Here is a 23,327-nt window from a genome sequence, read left to right as displayed (position 1 = left end):
AGCAACGGTCTTGTCCGGTATGGCTTGAGGTTATTTGTAGAGATTTAACGCTCATATTTTTGCCGCGGGTGGGGCCGTTGTCTAGTTGGTGGGTGTGGGGTGCGTGTCTACTTTTGAATAAGCCTCAACGGTGAGGCTTATTCATAAGAGGGGTCCACATCCCACCCCCTCTTATGAATAAATCTCTATGCTGGTAAAATCTTTTTAAGGAACTCAACTATGAAGGATTAAATATGTCTGTTTTCCCCACTTCGAAGACGCTTACTAATTTAGGAGATACTTCTTTTCGGCGCAAAAATGTTGCCGCATCGTATATCTCCTTGTTGGAGGTGCTTGCAAACAGACGTGATCCTTCAGTGGGATGGTCTTCCGCAGAAGGATATCAGGCTGAGATATATAATTTTTTTCGTCGTGAAGCGCCTCAAGCTTATTCGCAGTCAGGTTCTACGCCTCAGCTATCTGAAAAGAAACGTGCACAGCGCGCTCGCACTAACACTAATCCTTTGGTGAAGCTGGGCCTCGTCGATGATAATCGCCTTCTTACCCCTCTGGGGAAAGCGCTAACTGAGGGAGACCAGGGAATTCTAGACGATTTTGATACCTCTAACCACTTGACACCTGCGAATTCAGCTTTGTTTCGTGGGGTCTTTCGATATCGTGCGGATCTAACCAACGGAAGTGTCTACTCCCCTGTGCAGCTTCTAATCCGAGAGCTTGTGGTCCGTAAAGAACTAACGGAAGATCAGTTCCGTTGGATTTTTATCCTTGGCCCTTATCTAGTGGGCCCAGATTCACCTATTATTTTTGAAAAGATTCAGGAACTTGGTGAAGGTAGAAGTTTGGTTGATATTCTTAGTGAATGCTTGCCTTCGACATTTACACCAGAAATTAGGTCGGCTCTTGATAATTTTGCGGTAAATAATGAGTTCAGTCCAGAATATTTTAATAGCCATAAGAGTGAAGAGTATACAAAGGTTTATAAGAAGTTCATTGAAGTTTTAGCTGATTTTCGGAATAATCCGAGTGATGATAATCTTACTCGTTTAAGGGAAGTCAATAAATTTTCGTCGGCTAAAAAAGGTTTTAAACTGTCATTGCCTGCAGGTAATAAAAAGATTTCTGCGCAGCAAATTCATAGTGAAATTAATTTGCCTGGCTTCCATGCGGAAAGTGATGATGAATTTCGGCGTGAGCTGGCTTTGCGGTTCAGGGCATCTAAGATGCTCTCGCTTTGTGGTGAGTATTTTGATTTGAATCGTAGAACCCTTCAAGCCACGGGAGTTTTTTCATTTGAAAATAAAACAGTGAAGTTCCGATCGGTGTATAGCTGGAGTTTTTTTAAAGCAAATTTAACTGCTCTGGAAGGAGCTCCAGAAATTTATGTAGGTAGCACTGAGCCGTTATCAGCTGAATTAGGTGAAGATTGCTATACGAAAGCTGCAGAATCAATTTCTGAGGATTATGGTATTTCACCTGACCAGGTGGAAGATTATGCTCGTGAGTTGGAGCTAAGACGATTCAATGAGATGCTTGAGGATTTCTTGCCACTGGAGAAAGTACTACAGCACTTGCAAACTATTATGGAGCATCACCCGGGATCTTCGGCTGAACTTAGGAAACTTGAACAAGAATTTGATCAGCGTGCCTCTATACCTACGATTTATGAGTATCTTTTAGGGCTTGTTTTCTATTACGCTTCGCATAGAAGCTTTGATATTTTAGATGCCTATAATCTTGCATTAGGCGGTGATTTTCTACCGGAAACTCATGCACCTGGCATGCGCGGAGATATCGAGTTCGATTTCGATGGATTACCGGTTTTAGTGGAAGCTACATTGATGGATCCAAGTACCCAACGCCGCGGTGAACTAGAGCCAGTGCTTCGTCATGCTACTAACTATGAGAACGAGTTTCCTGGTTCATTGACTCTTTTTGTAGCTAATAAACTAGACCGCAATGTCACCAGAATCTTCGGGTTTGCCTCTCTGATGAGGCTTTACCCAACTTTGGGCTCTCGTTCGCAGGATGGTGAAGAAACAGTTAGTCCTCGAATCTTTGGATTAGAAACTGCGACTTTGGTGGAGCTATTTCAACGTCCAGCAGATTTGGGGGCTGTGCTTGGAAGTATTCAGCAGGAAATGGCAGAACTCAACCCTTCAATTTTGAATTCCTCTTGGCACGAAGATTTCACACGTAAGCTTCTGGCATAAGAGCTTAAAAATACTGGAAAAATTAATGGTTTAGGGTGGTAACCTTCTAATTGCTTGATTTATACTTTCCAATTAGTGATGAGTGTTTCTATGGAAGGATTTCTATCTTTGCGTTGGTAAGAGGAATTCCCGTAGCTATGGTTTAGTTCCACAATTGTGAATTTATGATTATTAGCCCACTCTCTGAGTGAAATATTTTCTAAGCCTTTATGAAATAGTACGTTGGATAACGCAAAGTACCCCCCTCGTTTATGGTGAGTGACAAGGAAATCCCTTAGCTGTTGCTCATCTTTATCTGTCCACGCACCTTGCTCATTATAACTAGCAAGACCTAGTAAGTAAGGGGGGTCACAATATAGAAAATCTTTGGAAGTAAAATCATAGGAGTGAAAGGGGCCGTTCCAGAATTCAACATCCATTGAGTTAATTTTTTGAATGGTTGAGTATAGATTTGCTTTCACGCGATTGTTAAAATCTCTTTTGCCTACTGGCATATTGAAGTTTCCTGCTGAATTGAAGCGTATTTGATTATTGAATCCAAAAATGACAAGCACAAAGAGATAAATGGGCCAATCGGGATCTTGCCTGCTTAACGAATTGAAGTATTTGCGAAGGCGCATATAGGGTTCTTTATTATACTTTCCGAGTCCGCTTGAAGAATTCATCCCATAGAATTCGTAGCCATTGATAGAGCTTTTGCTGAGTTTAAAATCATCGATAATGTTTTCGATACGGGTTTCTAAAGAATGGTAGTCAGTGGTGGCAAAAAGCTTTCCGAGTGCTATGACGGCAGAAGAAATATCGTTGAAGACCACTTTACCGTAGCCGGAGTTAAGGCCTACGCTCATTCCGCCTGCAAAGAGATCGATGAAGCGCATTCCTGAGCTAGCTGGTGGAAAGAGAGGATTGAGAGTGTTAATGAGTTTATTTTTGTTGCCGGTATAGTTGAGTGGTGTTTTGATGATGTTAGTTTTAGTTTGGTTTTGTTGAATAATATTGTAGGGTTCCTGAGAGCCAAGGAATGTTGGAAAATTATCTAATTTTTTAATAAGTTTTTTCTGCTTTTTGGGTACCTTATTTATTTGTGTTTGGGCCTGTATTTCTTGTAGATCTAATTTTTTTTTAGATTCACTGGGTGATCTCACTTCGCAGAGGAAGAGGCGTTCTTTGATATCTCCAATTTTTGATTTACCAGTTGTGAACCCTTTATGGTTAATGTTGATGACAGTAACTTTTCCGCGGCGATTGAGGGCATCGATAATTTCGCTGTCAGTGATACGGGCTGCTGAGCGGGAGTTGCCTCTCGCGCCGGTGTCATTGTAGGAAAAAAGAATATATTTAGTATTGAGTTTTTCTATGAGATCGGTAAATGCAGGCACCGCTTTTGAGGTGCAATAATTACTTTTTATATGAGTGCGATCAATTTTGAGAGCCTTATATTTAACAGGTTTTTTCTCCCATGTGGCAACATTTTCGAGTAAATGATACATGTCGCTATATTGACGGGAGTTGTAAGGCGGGTCTAGGTACACGAGATCCCATGTGCCTTCTACCGCTGCCTGATTTGCGTCCTGAGTGAGGATTGTATTGGTGGTCTTGAGAGGCTTGATGTCAGGTAAACCGAATATTATGCGGCTAGTGTCTGCTTGTCCGATACGGTAAGCATCATAGTGTCCGACCGTGGCTGCTTTTTTATCCATTCCGTAGATAAGACTGGTGATGAGTATAGATTCTTCTCTGGGGGTGATTACCTGACTTTTGCTGAGGCTTTCAATATGCTCACGGTAGTGTCCAATAAGTAGGCAATTTTCATATGAGAAATAAGTGTCTGCAAATGTGAGAGAAAAGTAGTTTTCAGGTATCTCTTGTGTGGGTACCTCATTGATAAAGGTGACGATCTTTTCGAGTTTTTGCATGTCGTAATCTCCTTGACCATAGAAGGCTCGGTGGACGACACTATTTGAGCTAAGAAGATCGTTAAAAGTGACATTGATGCCGGACTCAGTAAGTGCTCCTCCTACCATACCGGTTCCGGCGAAGAGGTCTGCAGCGGTTTTGACGGGTTTGGTTAGGTTTTTGATGATGGCATTGATGTGTGGCAGTAAGGATCTTTTGGAACCAAGGTATCTGCGGTTATGAATCGAAAAATATTGCAAAGCCATCTCATTTCCGTTGATGCATCTAACCTTCTAAACTATAGTTCCACTTTTGCGGAAGAGTTCTTCTTGAGGGCCTCAAAGAGATGAAATTCACGTTACAATGCTTATCTACAAATTCCTCCAGTGGCATAGAATATGAACCTTGCTCACTGTCGAATCAGCCTAGTGTACTTCAAAATCCGCCTAAGTCCCGTATGCAGAACTAGTTAGGTCTTTACTTGAGCAATGGCTTGCTTGCTTCCCGGCAGCATACGAGTAATAGGGTTTATCTGTTAAGGGTAGATGATGCAGGCTCACGGCGAGCGTGAGCCTGCGGAACCCCTTATGAATAAGCCTCAAGCTATCAGAGGCAGGTATTAGAAGAGCCCCATCGGCTTATCTGAGTAGCTGACCAGCATGTTCTTGGTTTGCTGGTAGTGCTCAAGCATCATCAGGTGGTTCTCGCGGCCGATGCCTGACTTCTTGTAGCCACCGAAAGCGGCGTGGGCCGGGTAATTATGGTAGTTGTTGATCCATACACGGCCAGCCTGAATAGTGCGGCCTGCCCGGTAGGCGGTGTTCTGGTCGCGCGTCCAGACGCCCGCACCCAGACCATAATCGGTGTCATTGGCAATGCGCATAGCCTCATCAAAATCAGTGAAAGAGGTAGTAGCCAAAACGGGGCCAAAAATCTCTTCCTGGAAGATACGCATGTCGTTGCTACCGGCAAAAACGGTGGGCTGAATGTACCAGCCGTCCGCCAGGTCGCCGCCCAGCTCGCAGGCCTCACCGCCGACGAGAACGTCCGCGCCCTCGTCCTTGCCAATCTTCAGGTAGCCGGTAATCTTGTCCCACTGCTCCTTGGACGCCTGGGCACCGACCATGGTCTCGGTATCGAGCGGGTTGCCCTGCTTCATGGCCTTTACGCGCTCGATGCCAGCCTCGAGGAAGGAATCGTGAATCGGCTTCTGAATCAGCGCACGCGAGGGGCAGGTGCAGACCTCGCCCTGGTTCAGGCCGAAGGAGGCAAAGCCTTCGAGTGCCTTGTCGTAGAAGGAGTCCTTCTCGGCAGCAACATCGGCAAAGAAGACGTTGGGGGACTTGCCGCCCAGCTCCAGGGTAACCGGGATGATGTTGTCGGCTGCGGCCTTCATAATGATAGAACCGGTGGTGGTCTCACCAGTAAAAGCAATCTTACGGATGCGCTTGCTGCCAGAGAGGGCGGCGCCAGCCTCGGGGCCAAAGCCGTTCACAACGTTCAGCACACCGGCGGGGAGTACATCCTTCCACAGGTCAACCAGGTAGAGCACCGAAACCGGGGTCTGCTCGGCGGGCTTGAGCACGATGGTGTTGCCCGCTGCCAGGGCCGGAGCAATCTTCCAGATGGCCATAAGGATGGGGAAGTTCCAGGGGATAATCTGGCCGACCACGCCCAGTGGCTCGTGGAAGTGGTAGGCCACGGTGTTCTCGTCAATCTCTGACAGGCGGCCTTCCTGGGTGCGGATAGCGGACGCGAAGTAGCGCAGGTGGTCAACGCCAAGCGGGATATCTGCGGCCAGGGTTTCACGCACGGGCTTGCCGTTCTCCCAGGTCTCAGCCACGGCGATGGATTCCAGGTTATCTTCCATAATCTGGGCCAGCTTGAGCAGCAGGGTGGCACGCTCGGTGGGGGAGGTCTTGCCCCAGGTCTCAAAAGCCTTCCAGGCTGCGTCAATAGCCTTGTCGATATCAGCTGCGGTACCGCGGGCGACTTCTGCAAAGGGCTTGCCGTTAACCGGGGAGATATCTTCAAAATACTGGCCCTCGGCCGGGGCTACCCATTCCCCTCCGATGAAGTGGTCGTAGCGGGACTTGAAGGTGGTGATGGAATCTGCTGAGCCGGGTGCGGCGTAAACAGTCATTGTCTCTCCTTTGAGTTGTATCTGACTACGGGGTAGGCATCCAGGGCCTACCTGTTCATAAAAAGCACATAAAAGTAACTTGAATCACAGTTTAGTTGAGAGGGGTTCCACCTGTGAAGACCGATCCGTAAAAAACCCAGGCCATCATGTGACCTACAGCAAAATATGTCCTAGCTTTACACCCCGATTCACAAGCCCCAGGGCCAGGCGTACAGTGGTGAGACATGTTAAACCACACCACAGCACCCGCTAGCCGCAAGAGACTTCCCGCCTGGGCTACGTCCTTCGGTAATCAAATTATCGCCGCCCTCATCCTGGGCGTGATCTTGGGCCTGGTAGCCACCAACCTCGGCGGCGACGCCACCGAGAACCCCAACTGGCTCATGACCACCCTCTCCACTATTGGCTCCTCCTACGTCACCCTGCTCAAAGCGGCGGTCGTACCCCTCATCTTCACTGCCGTGGTGTCGTCCATCGCCAACCTGGCTGAAGTATCTAACGCAGCCCGCCTGGCTACCAAAACCCTGCTGTGGTTCGCCTACACCGCACTCATCGCTGTCTTGATTGGCCTGGTGCTCGGGCTCGTCACCCAGCCCGGTGCAAATACCGGCCTAGCGGCCCCCGAAACCTACGAAGGGCGCACCGGCTCCTGGCTGGGCTTCCTCACCGGTCTGATTCCCGCCAACTTCCTCGGCCTGGGCGTGAGCATCTCAAACTCGGGCGAGACCGTCACAGGCTCAGCTAGCTTCAACGTGCTCCAGATTCTTGTGATTTCAGTAGCCGTGGGTATTGCAGCCCTCAAGACCGGCCCCGCAGCCAAACCCTTCCTTGACCTCAATAAGAGCGCTCTGGCCATTATTCAGACCATCCTCTGGTGGATTATCCGCCTGGCCCCGCTCGGCACTATCGGCCTGATTGGCCGAGCCGTCTACGCCTACGGCTGGACCTCCATGGGCTCTCTGGCCCGTTTCGTAATTGTGCTCTACATCGGCCTGGCCCTTGTGCTCTTCGTGGTCTACCCCGCCATTGCCCGCGCCAACGGTCTGTCTATTAAGCAGTTCTTCTCGGGCGTTTGGCCCGCTGTGCAGATGGGCTTCGTTTCCCGCTCGTCCATGGGCACCATGCCTCTGACCCAGTCCGTAGCTGAACGTAACTTTGGTGTGCCCCGCGCCTACGCCTCCTTCGCGGTTCCCCTGGGCTCCACCACCAAGATGGACGGCTGCGCCGCGGTCTACCCCGCCCTAGCAGCCCTCTTTGTGGCCCAGTTCTACGGCATCGACCTCAACATCACCCACTACCTGCTCATCATTATGGTGTCGGTGCTCGGTTCCACCGCCACCGCAGGAACCACCGGTGCAACGGTCATGCTCACCCTCACCCTCTCCACCCTGGGCCTTCCCCTCGACGGCGTTGGCCTGCTCCTGGCCATCGACCCCATCATTGATATGGGCCGTACCGCCGTCAACGTCGCAGGCCAGGCCCTGGTAGCCCTGATTGTCGCCAAGCGCGAGGGCATTCTGAACGAGGAACTCTACAAGGCTCCCCGCACTGAGGGCGGCTTTGTCGCTGAGGACGTCTACGCCCGCCTGGGCGAGGCACCCCAGGTACCTGCCGCGGCAGCGTCCTAACCCTTAGCCCTGCCGCATAGAGAAGCGGGCCCTGCGCACCTATCGGTGTGCAGGGCCCGCTTCATGTTGACGCCACTTAGGCAGCTAGTGCCCGGCGCAGGGTATCAAGCCCGACCGAGCCCAGTTTGAGGGCCCGGGTGTGGAAGTCGCGGTCAGAGATTCCGGCGGCGCGGGCGTCCTCACGTAGCTGTAACCAGACTCGCTCGCCCACCTTGTAAGAGGGGGCCTGACCCGGCCAGCCCAGGTAGCGCAGGAACTCAAAGCGGCGCTGGCCCTCGGAGATATCGAGGTTGGCCTCTAGGAACTTATAGCCCTTCTCTGCGTCCCAGATGCCCGGTTCTACACCCAGCTCGGTCACCCAGCGTTCTGGGATCTCAAAACCGCAGTGCAGGCCGATATCGAAGACCACGCGGGCAGCGCGCAGGCGCTGGGCATCGAGCATACCCATGCGGTCGCCAGGGTCAGAGAGATAACCCAGCTCGTCCATGAGGCGCTCAGCGTACAGGGCCCAGCCCTCGCCATGGCCCGAAACCCACACGGCGTTAGCACGCCACTGGTTCAGGGCCTCGGCCATAGCGGTTGCATAGGCAACCTGCAGATGGTGGCCGGGTACGCCCTCGTGGTAGACGGTTGAGGTCTCGCGCCAGGTGCCAAAAGTATCTTCACCTTCGGGCACCGACCACCACATGCGACCAGCGCGCTCAAAATCAGCGGACGGGCCGGTGTAGTAGATACCGCCCTCCTGGGTGGGGGCAATCATGCACTCGAGCTTGCGCAACGGGCCCTCGATCGTGAAGTGCTCTTGGGCCAGATAATTGACGGCAGCGTCGGAGAGCTTCTGCATCCAGGCCCGCAGTTCATCGGTGCCCTTCAGGGTACGCTTGGGATCAGCATCGAGCAGGGCCTTTGCCTGGTCAATGGTAGCCCCGGGCTTGATGGCTTCGGCGACCTCCTGCTGGGCCGCGATGATGCGGTCGAGCTCCTCGATGCCCCAGGCATAGGTCTCTTCCAGGTCGAGGGTGGTTCCCACGAACTGACGGGAGTAAAGGGAGTAGCGCTCGCGGCCCACAGCATCGGCCTCGGGCGCGTCGGGGCGCAGGGTGTCTTTGAGATAGGAGAGAAGTTCGCTGTAGCCTTCCTTGGCGGACGCCGCCCCCTGGATGGCTCGGTCGGTGTGCTCGGGGGCTGCTTCGGCTACCTCTTGTGCCAGAGCGTCGAAGAAACCGCCTTCGGCAACGTAGGCGGCTACCTGCTCGATGACGATATCGACCTGACGCACCGCTGCCACCTTACCTGCGGTGCGGGCGGCTTCTAGGGTCTCGATATAACCGCGAACCGCTTCCGCAACGTTACCCAGGCGGCCAGCAATGTGCCCCCAGTCCTCGGCTGTTTCACGGTTCATCAGGTCAAAGATGGCGCGAATACCCTGAACAGGGGAGGCAATGTTGTTGAGTTCCCAGTCGCCCAGGCCCGCCTCGTGCAGTTCGAGCTTGAGACCCAGGCGCTCGCGCATGGCATCGACAGTAACCCGGTCGATGTCGTCGGCCGGTTCAACGGCGTCAAGGGCTGCCAGAGTAGCGCGGGCTAGGTCAATCTCTGCCTGGGTGCCGGCGGGGGAGTAGTCGGGGTACTCGGTTTCCCGCCCCTTGCGGCCCTCGATGGTGGCCGCTGCCGGGTCTAGTTCCAGGGTCTTCTCGTAATAGTCGTTGGCAATACGGTCGACCTCGGTCTGAGCGCGGTCGGCCTTAAAAATTTCGGGTAAATCTGGGTGTAGTGTCATACACCCCATTCTAGGATACTGTGACCCAGAAAACAGGGAGCTGGGTGGGGGAACTACTGGGGTCGGGCCCGCTTCCAGGAGCCGGGCCCAGGGCGCAGTCGCATACCCAGGCGCTGGGTGTGATTGAGGCGGCGCTGCCACATTTCCAGTGCGGTCTCCTGCTGGGAATCGGCCTGGGCCTGCAGAGCCACCACGACGCTGGTCAGCGCAGCCAGCTCTTCTTCCGTGGGGTTGCCCCGCACCACCGAAAGCACAGGGGCGGGCACCTGCTGCTCACCGGCGTCCTGCCCCCGGTCTTCTACCGGGGCGGACGCGGGCACCGGCTTCTTGCCGAAGCCCAGCAGGGACAGCGGATTGGGAGTTGCCATAATCTATCGACCCCTTACAGCGGAATGTTGCCGTGCTTTTTAGCGGGGGAGGCTGCGCGCTTATCGCGCAGGGCCCGCAGGGAAGAAATGATGCGCACGCGGGTCTCGGAAGGGGCGATGACCTCATCGATGTAGCCCAGCTCAGCAGCCTGATAGGGGTTGAGCAGCTCCTCTTCGTACTTGGCAATCAGCTCAGCGCGCTTAGCCTCAACATCGCCGCCCTCTTCGGCCACAGCGGCCAGATCGCGGCGGTAGAGAATATTGACCGCACCCTGGGCCCCCATCACACCGATCTGGGCGGTGGGCCACGCCAGATTAATATCGGCGCCCAGCTTCTTAGAGCCCATCACAATGTAGGCCCCACCGTAGGCCTTGCGGGTAATGACGGTAACCAGCGGAACGGTAGCCTCAGCGTAAGCATAGAGCAGTTTAGCGCCGCGGCGGATAATGCCGTTGAACTCCTGGTCGGTGCCGGGCAGGAAGCCGGGTACGTCCACAAAAGTTAGAATCGGAATGTTGAAGGCATCGCAGTTACGCACAAAACGCGCAGCCTTCTCAGAAGCATTGATATCGAGGGTGCCAGCGAACTGCATGGGCTGGTTGGCCACAATACCCACGGTCTTACCCTCAACCCGGGCATAACCAATCATCACGTTGGGGGCGTAGAGGGCCTGCAACTCAAAGAAATGGCCATCATCAACCACCGACTCAATCACAGCCCGCATATCGTAGGGCTGGTTAGCTGAATCAGGAATCAGTAGGTCAAGATCGAGGTCATCGACGGTGACCTCGGGGTCCTGATCATGATCCAGGGGGAAGGTCTCGGTGAGGTTGTTGGAGGGCAGGAACTCAACGAGCTCGCGGACGAAATCAAAGGCGTCCTCTTCGTCCTCAGCCAGGTAGGTGGACGTACCGGTCACCGCATTGTGCTGGCGGGCACCGCCCAGGGTCTCCATATCGACTTCTTCACCGGTCACGGTCTTAATGACATCGGGGCCGGTAATAAACATGTGGCTGGTCTTATCGACCATCACGATGTAATCAGTCAGGGCGGGGGAATAGGCCGCACCACCGGCGCAGGGGCCCATAATGACCGAAATCTGCGGAATCACGCCCGAGGCACGTACATTCATACGGAAGATATCGGCGAACATGGCCAGGGAAGCTACGCCCTCCTGAATGCGGGCGCCACCGCCGTCATTAATGCCGATAATGGGGCAGCCGTTCTTCAACGCGAACTTCTGCACCTTCACAATTTTCTCGCCGTTAACCTGCGAGAGCGAACCACCATAAACCGTAAAGTCCTGCGAATATACGGCTACCAGACGTCCATCGATGGTGCCGTACCCCGAAACCAGGCCATCACCCAGCGGCTTTTTCTTCTCCATACCAAAAGCCGTAGTACGGTGCTTAGCCAGGGCATCAAACTCCACAAAAGAACCCTCGTCAAGCAGCATCTCAATGCGCTCGCGGGCAGTCTGCTTGCCGCGTTCGTGCTGGCGGTCGATCGGGCCCTGGCCAGTGGGCGCAAGAGTCTGCTCGCGGCGGGCGTAGAAGTCAGCGATCTTACCGGCGGTGGTGGTCAAATCGGGGGCATCGGTGGTGGGGTTCTCGCTCATGCTCTGCCTGCCTCGTGCACTGTGGGTCAACGGTGTGGGGTGACCTGGGATAAGGGCCATTCTTTTCAACTATAGACCTGCCACCCCGCCCCACCCAATTATTCTTGGGATTTTTGAGCGATTTTTCTAAATAAGGGCGGGTGGGGCAGGCTCGCAGCGAAGTTGCTTCAGCTCTAGTGCTTCTTGCTTACTTGCCGACCTTGCCAATCACAGCGTTCCATTCGCGTGCGGTGTAGCCGGTGAGCACGCCGCCGGTGCTCATGGGGTCGGCTGCGATAATGCGGTCGAGGTCGTCGCGGTCTTCGGCAACGAAGATGAGCAGGGCGCCTGCGGGGTCGCCGTCGAGGAAGGCGCCGGCCGCATGCAGCTTACCTTCTTCGTGGAGCTGGGCCAGATATTCGCGGTGGGCGGGGCGGTGCTCAGCCTGCAGATCGGCGGGGCCGTAGGAGTACTGCACAGCGTAGACGGTCATGGTAGAACCTTTCGTAGGGGTTAGACAGTTCCAGTATTGCACCGCTAGGCCGCTCAGGCTGGGCGTGACCCCGTAGAATAGCGGTCGAAACTTAGTATGTGAGATAAGGAGTGCGCATGGGGCACCTTCAGGCTGACCTGGTTGATGTGAGCGGGTTTGAGCGGGTGGAGCTTCTGCCCTCGGTGGGGTCAACTAACGAGTATGCCCGGCAGATTCTGGTGGGTGATGCCCTGGTGCGCCGTAGCTATGGGGAGCTCTCGCTGGTCTCGACCGCCGACCAGAATGCGGGAAAAGGACGCCTGGATAGGGTTTGGGTGGCCCCGGCCGGTGCCGCTTTGGCAACCAGCTTTATCGTTCGTCCTCATGTCAACCCGGCCAACAGGGTTGCGCCTGACCAGTACCACTGGTTTACCTCTTTAGCCGCCTTGGCTGCCTGTGATGTTTTTGAGCAGCTCTCAGGGCTGCACCCTTCTATTAAGTGGCCTAACGACGTACTGCTGGGCAACCGTAAAGCCTGCGGTATTTTGGCCCAGCTCGTGATTGAACCCGAGGGACAGATTTCGGTTGTGGTGGGTATCGGGCTCAACCTAAACCTGGCGCAGGAGGATTTGCCCGTCCCTACCGCAACCAGTGCCCTGCTGGAATCTGGACAGCCGGTTGACTTGAACCGGGCGCTGACGGCCTTAGCGACCAGCTTCGCCCGCTACTACCGGGAATTTGCAGCCACCGGCTTCGATGCGGGTGCGGCTACCGGCGGGGCCTCTCTCCTGGACCGCCTGCGGGAGCGCATGAGCACCCTGGGAGCTACCCTTACCATTCACCTGCCCGGGGATGAGACCTTCAGGGGCACCGGGGTCGAGTTAACCGCAGAAGGGGAGCTAGTCGTCCGCTCCGATAGCGGCGAGGAGCGAAGCTTCACCGTGGGGGACGTGGTGCATGTACGCCCCCAGGGGTACGGGCGCTAGCCTCTTAACCCGGAAAATATCGGGGAATCTTCAGGAAGCATCGATAGACTCACCAGTGATGAAACTACGAGGCGACCTCTACCCCGCAGAACACACCCTTGCCGCAACGCGCGCCCACGGGGTGCTGTTGGTGCGCCCTCTGACCTGCTTTTTTCTTGCTATGACGGCCTGGAGCTTCGCCTCCGCTCTGGGGGTTGGTGCCCCTGTCTGGCGCTACCTGGCTCTGGCTCTTGCGCTGTGGCTGGTTTGGTTGGGCGTGCGAGGGGTGGTGCGCTGGGCGAATACCAGCTACCTGCTCACTAATGGCCGTCTGGTGATTAGGCGGGGCTGGGGCCCCGGTCAGGACGTCAGTGTTCCGCTCGCTGAAGTCGAGGGGGTGAGCGTGGGGCATCGGCATCTGATGGGGCTAACCAATGCTGCTGCCCTGACTGTGCATGCCCGCGGGGTGCAGCACGTGCTACGGGCTGTGCCCGATCCTGAACGTTTTAGTCGGGAGATTCAGGAGGCCCAGCGAGCTCTGCTGAGCGGGTCTACCTCCCGCTACCGAGTGTAAACTCATAATATCTGTCTGATAAGCCTAAACAGGTTGTTTGGGTTCGAAAAAAGGTGACGGCGGGCATAGAATAGGCGATGGCGCTTAGCGGGTGGTGAACATTTCGTAGCCTGGCTCACAGCAACTGGGTATTCTTGAAGTAGGTAACTACTCGCCGTGCCAGCCCTAGACCTTACTACCTCTAGAACCACGCAGCACTAACCAAGAGAAGGAAGACTCCAGTGGAGAAGTCAGCACCCGGTAGCGACCCCGCCGAACAGGCTGGAACCGCACCCAACCGGAGCAGGCACCACCATAACCGCGTGCAAAGCCAGCTCTACCGTAGCGACGAAGCCCGACAGGGTGTGCTGGAGCTCGAACGCGCTCTTCTGGGGGAAAATCGCAGCATGAAACGCGGCGAGGTAGCAGATGAGGCCGGGGTGCCTCTGCTCACCGCCCGTAAAATCTGGCGCTCCCTGGGGCTGCCCAACCTCACCGACGACGACGCCTACTTTACCCATGCAGACAGCAAGGCTCTGGCTACGGTTACCTCCCTTATTAAAGAGGGCAAACTGACCGAAGAAGCTGCCCTGTCCCTCACCCGCTCGGTGGGGCAGATGATGGACCGCATGGTGGTCTGGCAGGTCGAAGCCCTGGTAGAAGATATGGTCATTAACGGTGGGCTGACCGATACCGAAGCCCGCGGTGAGCTTCTGAGCCTCCTCCCGCGTCTGATTGAAGACCTAGAAGACATCACCGTTTACGGCTACCGCCGCATGCTTAACTCGGCTATCTTGCGCCTGGCCCTGCGCGACGAAGAGGGAGGTGAGGACTTAGCTGACAGCGACCTGCCCCTAGCCCGCGGCGTAGGTTTTGTTGACCTGGTCTCCTACACCTCGCTCTCACGCGAAATGAACGAGCGGAACCTAGCCCGCCTGGTCAAGAACTTTGAGCAGCGCTGCGCGGAAGTCATTGCGGTAGGTGGCGGGCGCATCATCAAAACGGTAGGGGACGAGGTCATGTACCTGGTCGAATCCCCCGAAGACGGTGCCCGTATTGCCCTGACCCTCTCAAAACTGATCAGCGAAGACCCCCAGCTTCCCGAAGCCCGCGTATCCTTCGTCTGGGGCAGGGTGCTACCGCGTCTGGGGGACATCTACGGCCCCACCGTCAACCTGGCATCCCGCCTGGTCGCGCTGACCGAACCCGGGGTCGTCCTCACCGACGCCTCGACCGCTGAAGCCCTAGAAGACGACAAGCGTTTTGTGCTCATCCCCCAAGGCGTGCGCAACGTGCGTGGCTTTGGCAACGTTAGGCCCGTGGCAATTACCCCGGGCATCGGTAATGAACTGGAGATCGATTTCGAATGACCACCGCCCCCAACCTCACTATCTACGCGGGCAAGTCAACCGACGTAGGCCAGTACCGCGATAACAACGAAGACTCCATGGTCGTTGCCGGCACCCTCTGTGTGGTCGCCGACGGCATGGGTGGGCACGAAAAGGGTGAAGTTGCCTCGCGCCTGTGCACCCGCACCCTGGCCTACGCCCAGATGTTTACCCGCCCCGGTGGCATGACCGAAGAAGAAGAGGCAGCTTTCCGTCAGGAAGTGGCTAGCGAAGCGCTCAGTGACGAACCGGGCGGACGCCGCCTGCGCAAGCGTCGCAAAGAAACCTCCGCCCTCAACCGCCAGATTCTCAAAACCCTCGATAAAATCAAGGAAATCATTGGTGAAGCCGATGAGGCCATCAAAAACGCCCTTGACCTACGAGCAGGAACAACCGTTACCGGTGCCTGGCTCACCCACATCGGGGAACAGCAGATGTGGTTTATCTTCAACGTGGGCGACTCCCGCACCTACCGCCTGGTCCGGGCCGAAGAAGCCCAGACCGAAGAGGCCCTTTCTATCTCTAACGGGCCGGTTGAGGGGCTAGAGCTGGAACAGATTACCGTAGACCACTCTGAGGTTCAGTACCTGGTCGACACCGGTCAGATCACCGCTATGGAGGCCCTGACCCACCCCCGCCGCAACGTCATTACCCGAGCCCTGGGCACCGGTAACTACTGGGAACCCGACTTCTGGGTTATCCCCGCCCGCGAGGGTGACCGCCTGATGATGTGCTCCGACGGCCTTTCTGGCGAACTCTCCCACAACTACATGGCCCGGGTACTTGCTACCGTCGAGCACCCCCAGGACGCGGCGGACGTGCTCCAGATGGCTGCCCTGCGAGCCGGTGGGCGCGATAACATCACCGTTATCGTGGCTGATGCCATTACCCTTGAGGACGCCGAAGCCCGCGCAGCCGAGCTCAAGGCCCTCACAGAGACTGACGCCCACGAAATCGTAGCCAACATCGACGGCTATGACTACCCCCATACCGCCACTACCGAAGAAGAACAGTTCCACTCTGAAAAAGAACTGCACCGGGGTATCAACGGCTAGAGTTCAGCCAGTGAGGTTATAGGGCAGAATAGATAGGGTGAGTGAAAACAAAGACCTTCCCGGTGTAGAAGAAGAAACCGTCCACGGCGTTGACCGCGACCTGGTCGAAGGCCAGGGCGTAGCCGCTGATATCAAGGAGCGCTACGCCCAGCTCGTTGACCGAGTGCGAGCAGCCCGCCAGAACTACTACGTCAAGGACGCCCCCACCATCTCGGATGCCGAGTACGATACCCTCTACCGTGAGCTCGAAAAGCTAGAAGCCCAGCACCCCGAACTGGTCGCTAACGACTCACCCACCCAGGAAGTCGGCGGCGAAGCCTCCGCGGCCTTTGCCCCCGTTACCCACCTGGCCCGCATGTACTCGCTGGAAGACGTCTTCTCCCTCGAAGAGCTCGGCGCCTGGCTAGACCGCGCCGAAACCAACGCCCAGGAGATGACGGGCGCTCGCCCCGCCTGGCTCACCGAACTCAAGATTGACGGCCTGGCGGTCAACCTGCTCTACCGCAAAGGCAAGCTGGTACGCGCCGCCACCCGCGGTGACGGAACCACCGGCGAAGACGTGACCCACAACGTCCTGACTATCGCCTCAATCCCTACCCAGCTCGCCGGTAGCAACCACCCCGAAGAAATCGAAATTCGCGGTGAAGTTTTTATCTCATCGGCTGACTTCAAGGCCCTCAACGAGCAGATGGTTGAACAGGGTAAGGCCCCCTTCGCCAACCCGCGAAATGCGGCAGCAGGCTCCCTGCGGCAGAAGGACGCCGCCCTGACCGCCGAGCGCCCCCTGAGCATGTTTGTGCACGGCATTGGCTCCCGCACCGGCCTGGATATCAGCACCCAGTTCGAAACCTACACTCAACTTCAGGAGTGGGGTCTGCCCGTCAGCCCCTACTCCCAGCTGCTTACTAGCCGCTCAGAGATTCTTGAATTCATTGCAACCTACGGCGAAAAACGCCACTCCCTGGTGCACGAAATCGACGGCATCGTCATTAAGGTCAACGATTTTTCCACCCAGGAGCGCCTGGGCTACACCTCCCGCGTGCCCCGCTGGGCCGTGGCCTACAAGTATCCGCCCGAAGAGGTCAACACCAAGCTGCTCGATATCCGGGTGGGGGTTGGCCGTACCGGCCGCGTGACCCCCTTTGGTGTGATGGAACCGGTCAAGGTGGCTGGCTCAACGGTTGAGATGGCGACCCTGCACAACCAGGACGTGGTCAAGGCCAAGGGCGTGCTCATCGGCGATACCGTGGTGTTGCGCAAGGCCGGGGACGTCATCCCTGAAATTGTGGGGCCTGTGGTGGCCCTGCGCGATGGGAGTGAACGGGAATTCGTAATGCCCACCGACTGCCCCTCCTGCGGCCAGTCCCTGGCGCCCGCTAAGGATGGGGACGTAGACATCCGCTGCCTCAACGCCCGCTCCTGCCCCGCCCAGCTCACCGAGCGCGTCAACCATCTGGCTGGTCGCGGTGCCTTCGATATCGAGGCTCTAGGCTATGAGGCCGCTAAGGCCCTGACTAACCCGGCTGCCCCTGAACAGGCCCCGCTTATCTCTGAGGCCTTCCTCTTTGACCTCACCGCTGAGGACCTGGCAGATGTGCGCATTGAGCGCGAGAAAAAGGTCAAGGGGGAGCCCACCGGCAAAACTGAGCTGGTTCCCTACTTCTATACGCGGGGTACCGCAAAGAAGCCGAGTGCTCCTACCCGCAATACCGAAAAACTCTTTGAACAGCTAGAGAAGGCAAAGAGCCAGCCCCTGTGGCGGGTGCTGGTTGCCCTCTCTATTCGGCACGTGGGGCCCACTGCGGCCCGGGCCCTGGCGACCGAGTTCGGGTCGATGGACGCAATTCGCGAAGCAAGCGAGGAACGCTTAGCAGGCGTTGACGGCGTGGGGTCCATCATTGCTAGCTCCCTCAAGGAGTGGTTTGCTGAAGACTGGCACCGCGAAATCGTAGACCGCTGGGCAGCAGCCGGCGTGCGGATGGAGGACGAACGGGATGCTTCAATCGAACGCACTCTTGAAGGCCTCACCATCGTGGTGACTGGAACTCTGGCTCGTTTTACCCGCGATAGCGCGAAAGAAGCCATTATTGTGCGCGGTGGAAAGGCCTCGGGTTCGGTGTCGAAGAAGACCAGCTATCTGGTTGCCGGTGAATCTGCTGGTTCTAAGCTCGATAAAGCTGAACAGCTGGGTGTGACGGTGCTGGATGAAGAAGGTTTTGAGGCGCTTTTGGCGCAGGGGCCGGACGCCCTCACCTAGCGGCTAGGTCACAGGATTTTTTGCTTCTGTGACCTAAATGTGACCTATACCCCTGTTCGCCACGGGGTGAGTGGCAGAAAATTTAAGAAATTTTTAAGGGCCTAGCAACCTGACTTAAAAACAGACAAGTCTCTGGCGGGTTAAAAATTTGTCCCCCTTTTAACCCGCAGAAATCCGCCCTTTTCCCCGGCGTTAAGGGTGATACAAGCCTGTCTTTAAAGACAGCCACCCTGGAGGGTGACGGGGGTCTCACTGGGTGGGGTGGGGAGTGTTCTGTCTCAAAAATGGGTTGGCAAAGCCGAAATCGTTACGTTATCGTTATCAACGAATCAAAAACGACCGCCAAACCAAAGGTGCGACGGTCTATAGCTCACAGTGGAAGCTGTGGGCGCATGCTGGGCTCTACCGCACACCTGATGCCGTCTACAGGGTAAAGCCTCAAACAATCCACTCAACGATTACGGGTAGACGGCAATGCGATGAAGCCCAGGGATGGGAAGAGCATAAGGTGGCCTTACGGAGCATTTCATGACTTCCAACATTCGTCGTTCAGCAGCAGTACTTGCAATCGGTGGCGCAGCAGCAGCAAGCCTGGCCGCTACCCCCGCAGCCAACGCCGCTCCCCTCGAAGCTTGGGACGCCCTCGCACAGTGCGAGTCAGGTGGCAACTGGGCCATCAACACCGGCAACGGCTACTACGGTGGCCTGCAGTTCTCACTGTCCTCTTGGGCAGCAGCAGGCGGCACCGGCAACCCCGCAGCTGCCTCAAAGGCAGAGCAGATCCGCGTTGCTGAAAACCTCCTTCAGATGCAGGGCTGGGGCGCCTGGCCCTCATGCGCTGCCAAGCTGAACCTCTACGCTTACGGCACCTCAGGTGCAGCAGCAACCGTCGCTGAGGCCCCCGCTGCAACCACCACCGTTGCTCCTCAGGCAACCCAGGTAACCGAAGTTGCTGCAGCTCCCGCAGTTGTTGAAACTCCTGCCGTTGTTGAAGCTCCCGCCGCTGAAACTGCACCCGCAGCAGAGGTAGTTGCCGAAGCAGCACCCGCAGCTAACACCTACACCGTCAAGGCTGGCGACACTCTGTCAGAAATTGCTTACGCTCACGGCTTCAACGGCTGGGACGAAGTACTGGCAGCTAACGCTGACCTGATCCAGGACGCCGACATCATCGAAATCGGTTGGGTTCTGACCATCCCCGCTAAGTAAGGGCCACCGGGTTCTTAGACCTTGAGCGGATTTCTGATCTCACACTGTCGCCCCCTAGCCTGCATAGGCTAGGGGGCGATTCTTTTTTAAATCGTGTTATGACCGTCGGCGGGCTAAGATAGAGACTGAAAACCTATGTCTAACTCGTGGAAGTGATTATGTCTGCTATTACGAGTGAGCAGGTGGCACACCTTGCCATGCTGGCTCATATCGAGATGACTGATGAAGAGCTGGCCGCTATGGCCGCTGAGCTCGACGTCATCGTAGAATCCGTCAAGTCAGTCTCAGACGCCGTCTCAGACGATATTCCGGCAACCAGCCACCCCATCCCGCTCAGGAACGTCTTCCGTGACGACGTGGTGGGCGAAACCCTGACGGCTGAAGAAGCTCTCTCGGGTGCTCCTGACGCCGAAGACGGTAAGTTCAAGGTTCCGGCAATTCTGGACGAAGACTAAGGAGCGGGCATGAACGACATCATCAAACTTTCCGCAGCAGAACTTGCTGACAAGCTGGCCGCAGGGGAACTGACCTCTGTTGAGGCAACCCAGGCCTACATCGACCATATCATCGCCACCGACGGCGAACCCCTAGACGCAGATAACCGCGCAGCCGGTAAGAGCGGTCTCAACGCCTTCCTGCACCTCAACGCTGAAGAGGCCCTGGAAGTTGCTGCCGCTGTAGACGCAGACCGCGCCGCCGGCAAGGAACTCCCTGCCCTGGCAGGCGTCCCCATCGCCGTTAAAGACCTCATTGTCACCAAGGGCCAGCCCACCACCGCCGCCTCCCGTATGCTTGAGGGCTGGATGAGCCCCTACGACGGCACCGTCACCCAGAAGATCCGCGAGGCCCGCATGCCCATTCTGGGTAAGACCAACCTCGACGAGTTCGCCATGGGCTCCACCACCGAGCACTCAGCGTTCGGCGTCACTCGCAACCCCTGGGCCCTGGACCGCATTCCCGGTGGCTCCGGCGGCGGCTCCGCTGTAGCTGTTGCTGCCTTCCAGGCCCCCTTGGCCCTGGGCACCGATACCGGTGGCTCTATCCGTCAGCCGGCAGCCGTCACTGGCTCCGTTGGCGTTAAGCCCACCTACGGCTCGGTCTCCCGCTACGGCGTCATCGCCATGGCTTCCTCTCTCGACCAGGTCGGCCCCTGTGCCCGCACCGTCCTCGACACCGCCCTGCTGCACGAGGTTATTGGCGGTCACGACCCCAAGGACTCCACCTCCCTGAACGAGCCCGTGCCCGCCTACGCGGACGCCGCCCGCGCCGGTGCCGCTGAAGGTGGCCTCAAGGGCCTGTGCGTCGGCGTCATCAAGGAGCTGACCGGCGAGGGCTTCCAGCCCGGCGTTATGGCCCGCTTCAACGAGTCCCTGGAGCTGCTCAAGGAAGCTGGCGCAGAAATCGTTGAGGTCTCTCTGCCCTCCGTCAAGGAAGCAATCGGGGCTTACTACCTGATTATGTCCTCCGAGGTCTCATCCAACCTGGCCAAGTACGACGGCGTCCGCTTCGGTCTGCGTAAGCTGCCCGAAGAAGGCCACGTCACCATCGAGCGTGTCATGGCGGCCTCCCGCGCCGCAGGCTTCGGCTCAGAAGCCAAGCGCCGCATCATCCTGGGTACCTACGCCCTGTCCGCCGGCTACTACGACGCCTACTACGGCTCAGCCCAGAAGGTACGCACCCTGATTCAGCGCGACTACGCCAAGGCATTTGAGGTCGCAGACGTGCTGATCAGCCCCACCGCGCCCACCACCGCCTACAAGCTGGGGGAGAAGACCAAGGGCGACCCTATGGCCATGTACAAGGGCGATATTGCCACCGTACCCACCAACCTGGCCGGTGTACCCTCCCTGTCCCTGCCCGGTGGTCTGGCAGATGAGGACGGCCTGCCCGTCGGCATCCAGTTCACTGCACCCGCGCACGAGGATGCCCGCCTCTACCGCGCCGGTGCTGGCCTGGAAGCCCTGCTGACCGCTAAGTGGGGTGGCTACCTGCACGAGCAGCTGCCCGACACCGCCGCCCTGATCCGTGACTTTGACTTCGAGGGAGCTAAGTAAATGTCTGACGAAATCCTGTCGTTTGAAGAAGCCATGGAGAAGTACGACCCCGTACTCGGCTTCGAGGTTCACGTAGAACTCAACACCAAGACCAAGATGTTCGACGCCGCTCCCAACGAGTTTGGCGATACCCCGAACACCAACGTCACCCCCGTCTCGCTGGGCCTGCCCGGTGTGCTGCCGGTGGTCAACGGTAAGGCTGTTGAATCAGCTATCAAGCTGGGTCTGGCTCTGGGCTGCGAGATTGCGCCCGTTAGCCACTTTGCCCGCAAGAACTACTTCTACCCCGATACCCCCAAGAACTTCCAGACCTCCCAGTACGACGAGCCCATCGCCGCCAACGGGTCCCTGGACGTTGAGCTGGAGGACGGCACCGTCTTCACCATCGACATCGAGCGTGCCCACATGGAAGAAGACGCTGGCAAGCTGACCCACAAGGGCGGCACCGCTGGCCGTATTCAGGGTGCAGACTTCTCTCTGGTCGACTACAACCGCGCCGGTGTTCCCCTGATTGAAATCGTGACCCGCCCCATCGTGGGTGCGGGCGATAAGGCCCCTGAGCTGGCCCGCGCCTACGTGGCCGCTATCCGCGAAATCGTCAAGAACCTGGGTATCTCCGACGCCCGCATGGAACGCGGTAACGTCCGCTGCGACGCCAACGTCTCGCTCATGCCCAAGGGCTCCACCGAGTTCGGTACCCGCTCAGAAACCAAGAACGTCAACTCCCTGCGTTCGGTCGAGCGTGCAGTACGCTACGAGATTCAGCGTCACGCGGCCGTCCTCGAAGCTGGCGAGAAGGTTGTTCAGGAAACCCGCCACTGGCACGAAGACACCCGCGAGACCACCAGCGGCCGCCCCAAGTCTGACGCCGACGACTACCGCTACTTCCCCGAGCCCGACCTGGTTCCGGTCGTCACCGACGAAGAGTGGATTGAGCGCCTGCGCGCCGAGCTGCCCGAGCCTCCCGCCGAGCGCCGCCGCCGTCTGAAGGCCGACTGGGGCTTCTCGGACGAAGAGTTCCGCGACGTGGTCAATGCCGGTGCTATGGACGCTATCGAAGAGACCGTTGCCGCCGGTGCTCCCGCCTCAGTTGCTCGTAAGTGGTGGATGGGCGAAATCGCCCGTATCGCTAAGGAGCGCGAGGTTGAGCTGACCGAAACCGGTGCAACCGCCGCTACCATCGTTGAGCTCAATCAGCTGATTGAGGGTAAGAAGATCAACGATAAGATTGCCCGTCAGGTACTGGGCTTCGTCATTGAGGGCGAGGGTACCCCGGCTGAAATCGTTGAGAAGCGCGGCCTGGCCGTTGTTTCTGACGATTCGGCTCTGACTGCCGCTATCGACGAGGCTCTGGCCGCTATGCCCGATGTTGCCGACAAGATTCGCGCCGGTAAGGTGCAGGCCGCTGGCGCCGTCGTCGGCCAGGTTATGAAGGCTACCCGCGGTCAGGCAGATGCCGGACGCGTGCGCGAGCTGATTCTCGAAAAGCTGGGTGTTGAGGGCTAAGGTTACCTGACCTACTGAGCTATGTGCCGGGCGTTCTCCCCTGTGGGAGGGCGCCCGGTTTTTCTTGCCCTGGAGGGGAAAGGGTACAAAGAAGGCGCCCGCTCTGGGAAAGAGGGGCGCCTTATTACTTTGCACCGCGGGTAGGGCTCTGGGGTAAAGAGCTCTACCCGGTGAACGGTCGGCGCACTAGGGAAAACTAACCGACCGCTAGGTTAGGTAGCAAAAATCGCACTGAAGCTACCTAG

17 protein-coding genes are annotated in these 23,327 nt (G+C 57.0%); 11 read left to right on the top strand and 6 right to left on the bottom strand.

From position 1 onward, the window contains the following. The first annotated feature begins 233 nt into the window (after nt 1–233). On the top strand, nt 234–2,210 hold the full coding sequence (locus L6762_RS11160; protein WP_237187325.1) for an AlwI family type II restriction endonuclease: 1,977 nt from the start codon (nt 234–236) through the stop codon (nt 2,208–2,210). Between the two features lie 59 nt (nt 2,211–2,269). On the opposite strand, the gene L6762_RS11155 is transcribed toward L6762_RS11160, so the two are convergent. Further along, a complete protein-coding gene (locus tag L6762_RS11155) occupies nt 2,270–4,372 on the bottom strand; it encodes a Dam family site-specific DNA-(adenine-N6)-methyltransferase (protein WP_237187324.1) in 2,103 nt (700 codons plus the stop codon). A gap of 353 nt (nt 4,373–4,725) precedes the next feature. Then, nucleotides 4,726–6,249, bottom strand: coding sequence for an acetaldehyde dehydrogenase ExaC (exaC, locus tag L6762_RS11150; protein WP_237187323.1), 1,524 nt, complete (start codon nt 6,247–6,249; stop codon nt 4,726–4,728). Between the two features lie 224 nt (nt 6,250–6,473). On the opposite strand from exaC, the gene L6762_RS11145 reads away from it, so the two are divergent. After that, nucleotides 6,474–7,877 carry a dicarboxylate/amino acid:cation symporter gene (locus tag L6762_RS11145; protein WP_237187322.1) on the top strand — a complete coding sequence of 468 codons (1,404 nt, stop codon included), beginning with the start codon at nt 6,474–6,476 and terminating at the stop codon, nt 7,875–7,877. 76 nt (nt 7,878–7,953) lie between these two features. On the opposite strand, the gene L6762_RS11140 is transcribed toward L6762_RS11145, so the two are convergent. From L6762_RS11140 to L6762_RS11125, 4 genes are all read right to left on the bottom strand, one after another. Continuing rightward, complete coding sequence (locus L6762_RS11140) at nt 7,954–9,657, bottom strand: DUF885 domain-containing protein (protein ID WP_237187321.1); 1,704 nt, start codon at nt 9,655–9,657, stop codon at nt 7,954–7,956. Nucleotides 9,658–9,710: 53 nt separating this feature from the next. Then, nucleotides 9,711–10,025 carry an acyl-CoA carboxylase subunit epsilon gene (locus L6762_RS11135; RefSeq protein WP_237187320.1) on the bottom strand — a complete coding sequence of 105 codons (315 nt, stop codon included), beginning with the start codon at nt 10,023–10,025 and terminating at the stop codon, nt 9,711–9,713. A 14-nt stretch (nt 10,026–10,039) separates the two neighbouring features. Further along, entirely contained in the window at nt 10,040–11,644 is a 1,605-nt protein-coding gene (locus tag L6762_RS11130; protein WP_237187319.1) for an acyl-CoA carboxylase subunit beta, read from the bottom strand. 187 nt (nt 11,645–11,831) lie between these two features. Next, nucleotides 11,832–12,116, bottom strand: coding sequence for a YciI family protein (locus L6762_RS11125; protein WP_185173348.1), 285 nt, complete (start codon nt 12,114–12,116; stop codon nt 11,832–11,834). 116 nt (nt 12,117–12,232) lie between these two features. Here L6762_RS11125 and L6762_RS11120 point away from each other — a divergent pair, with 116 nt between their 5' ends. From L6762_RS11120 to gatB, 9 genes are all read left to right on the top strand, one after another. Beyond that, nucleotides 12,233–13,081 carry a biotin--[acetyl-CoA-carboxylase] ligase gene (locus L6762_RS11120; protein ID WP_237187318.1) on the top strand — a complete coding sequence of 283 codons (849 nt, stop codon included), beginning with the start codon at nt 12,233–12,235 and terminating at the stop codon, nt 13,079–13,081. A gap of 58 nt (nt 13,082–13,139) precedes the next feature. Then, nucleotides 13,140–13,634 (top strand): PH domain-containing protein, encoded by a 495-nt coding sequence (locus L6762_RS11115; protein WP_237187330.1) that lies wholly within the window; start codon nt 13,140–13,142, stop codon nt 13,632–13,634. Between the two features lie 221 nt (nt 13,635–13,855). Further along, complete coding sequence (locus tag L6762_RS11110) at nt 13,856–14,983, top strand: adenylate/guanylate cyclase domain-containing protein (RefSeq protein ID WP_423817125.1); 1,128 nt, start codon at nt 13,856–13,858, stop codon at nt 14,981–14,983. Further along, nucleotides 14,980–16,056: a PP2C family protein-serine/threonine phosphatase gene (locus tag L6762_RS11105; RefSeq protein WP_336603596.1), complete on the top strand. Its 1,077-nt coding sequence runs from the start codon at nt 14,980–14,982 to the stop codon at nt 16,054–16,056. The genes L6762_RS11110 and L6762_RS11105 overlap by 4 nt, the downstream gene beginning before the upstream one ends. Nucleotides 16,057–16,156: 100 nt before the next feature. Then, a complete protein-coding gene (ligA, locus tag L6762_RS11100) occupies nt 16,157–18,313 on the top strand; it encodes an NAD-dependent DNA ligase LigA (protein WP_237187326.1) in 2,157 nt (718 codons plus the stop codon). 528 nt (nt 18,314–18,841) lie between these two features. Further along, entirely contained in the window at nt 18,842–19,522 is a 681-nt protein-coding gene (locus L6762_RS11095) for a transglycosylase family protein (protein ID WP_237187316.1), read from the top strand. Nucleotides 19,523–19,680: 158 nt separating this feature from the next. Then, entirely contained in the window at nt 19,681–19,977 is a 297-nt protein-coding gene (gene gatC, locus L6762_RS11090; RefSeq protein ID WP_237187314.1) for an Asp-tRNA(Asn)/Glu-tRNA(Gln) amidotransferase subunit GatC, read from the top strand. A 9-nt stretch (nt 19,978–19,986) separates the two neighbouring features. Continuing rightward, a complete protein-coding gene (gene gatA, locus L6762_RS11085; protein WP_237187312.1) occupies nt 19,987–21,576 on the top strand; it encodes an Asp-tRNA(Asn)/Glu-tRNA(Gln) amidotransferase subunit GatA in 1,590 nt (529 codons plus the stop codon). Beyond that, on the top strand, nt 21,577–23,082 hold the full coding sequence (gene gatB, locus L6762_RS11080; RefSeq protein WP_237187310.1) for an Asp-tRNA(Asn)/Glu-tRNA(Gln) amidotransferase subunit GatB: 1,506 nt from the start codon (nt 21,577–21,579) through the stop codon (nt 23,080–23,082). It begins immediately after the preceding gene. Nucleotides 23,083–23,327 lie beyond the last annotated feature (245 nt).

The sequence above is a fragment of the Rothia nasimurium genome, assembly GCF_928381705.1.
GTDB lineage: Bacteria > Actinomycetota > Actinomycetes > Actinomycetales > Micrococcaceae > Rothia > Rothia nasimurium_G.
Note: the sequence above shows the minus strand (reverse complement) of the source record. Positions and strands in the feature narration are given on the sequence as shown.

Bases quoted from the DNA above. Each gene is read 5' to 3' on its own strand.
- L6762_RS11095 (WP_237187316.1), top strand. From the start codon at position 18,842: ATGACTTCCAACATTCGTCGTTCAGCAGCAGTACTTGCAATCGGTGGC.
- L6762_RS11140 (WP_237187321.1), bottom strand. From the start codon at position 9,657: ATGACACTACACCCAGATTTACCCGAAATTTTTAAGGCCGACCGCGCT.
- L6762_RS11155 (WP_237187324.1), bottom strand. From the start codon at position 4,372: ATGGCTTTGCAATATTTTTCGATTCATAACCGCAGATACCTTGGTTCC.
- L6762_RS11145 (WP_237187322.1), top strand. From the start codon at position 6,474: ATGTTAAACCACACCACAGCACCCGCTAGCCGCAAGAGACTTCCCGCC.
- L6762_RS11160 (WP_237187325.1), top strand. From the start codon at position 234: ATGTCTGTTTTCCCCACTTCGAAGACGCTTACTAATTTAGGAGATACT.
- L6762_RS11125 (WP_185173348.1), bottom strand. From the start codon at position 12,116: ATGACCGTCTACGCTGTGCAGTACTCCTACGGCCCCGCCGATCTGCAG.
- gatC (WP_237187314.1), top strand. From the start codon at position 19,681: ATGTCTGCTATTACGAGTGAGCAGGTGGCACACCTTGCCATGCTGGCT.
- L6762_RS11130 (WP_237187319.1), bottom strand. From the start codon at position 11,644: ATGAGCGAGAACCCCACCACCGATGCCCCCGATTTGACCACCACCGCC.
- gatA (WP_237187312.1), top strand. From the start codon at position 19,987: ATGAACGACATCATCAAACTTTCCGCAGCAGAACTTGCTGACAAGCTG.
- exaC (WP_237187323.1), bottom strand. From the start codon at position 6,249: ATGACTGTTTACGCCGCACCCGGCTCAGCAGATTCCATCACCACCTTC.
- L6762_RS11135 (WP_237187320.1), bottom strand. From the start codon at position 10,025: ATGGCAACTCCCAATCCGCTGTCCCTGCTGGGCTTCGGCAAGAAGCCG.
- gatB (WP_237187310.1), top strand. From the start codon at position 21,577: ATGTCTGACGAAATCCTGTCGTTTGAAGAAGCCATGGAGAAGTACGAC.
- L6762_RS11120 (WP_237187318.1), top strand. From the start codon at position 12,233: ATGGGGCACCTTCAGGCTGACCTGGTTGATGTGAGCGGGTTTGAGCGG.
- L6762_RS11105 (WP_336603596.1), top strand. From the start codon at position 14,980: ATGACCACCGCCCCCAACCTCACTATCTACGCGGGCAAGTCAACCGAC.
- L6762_RS11115 (WP_237187330.1), top strand. From the start codon at position 13,140: ATGAAACTACGAGGCGACCTCTACCCCGCAGAACACACCCTTGCCGCA.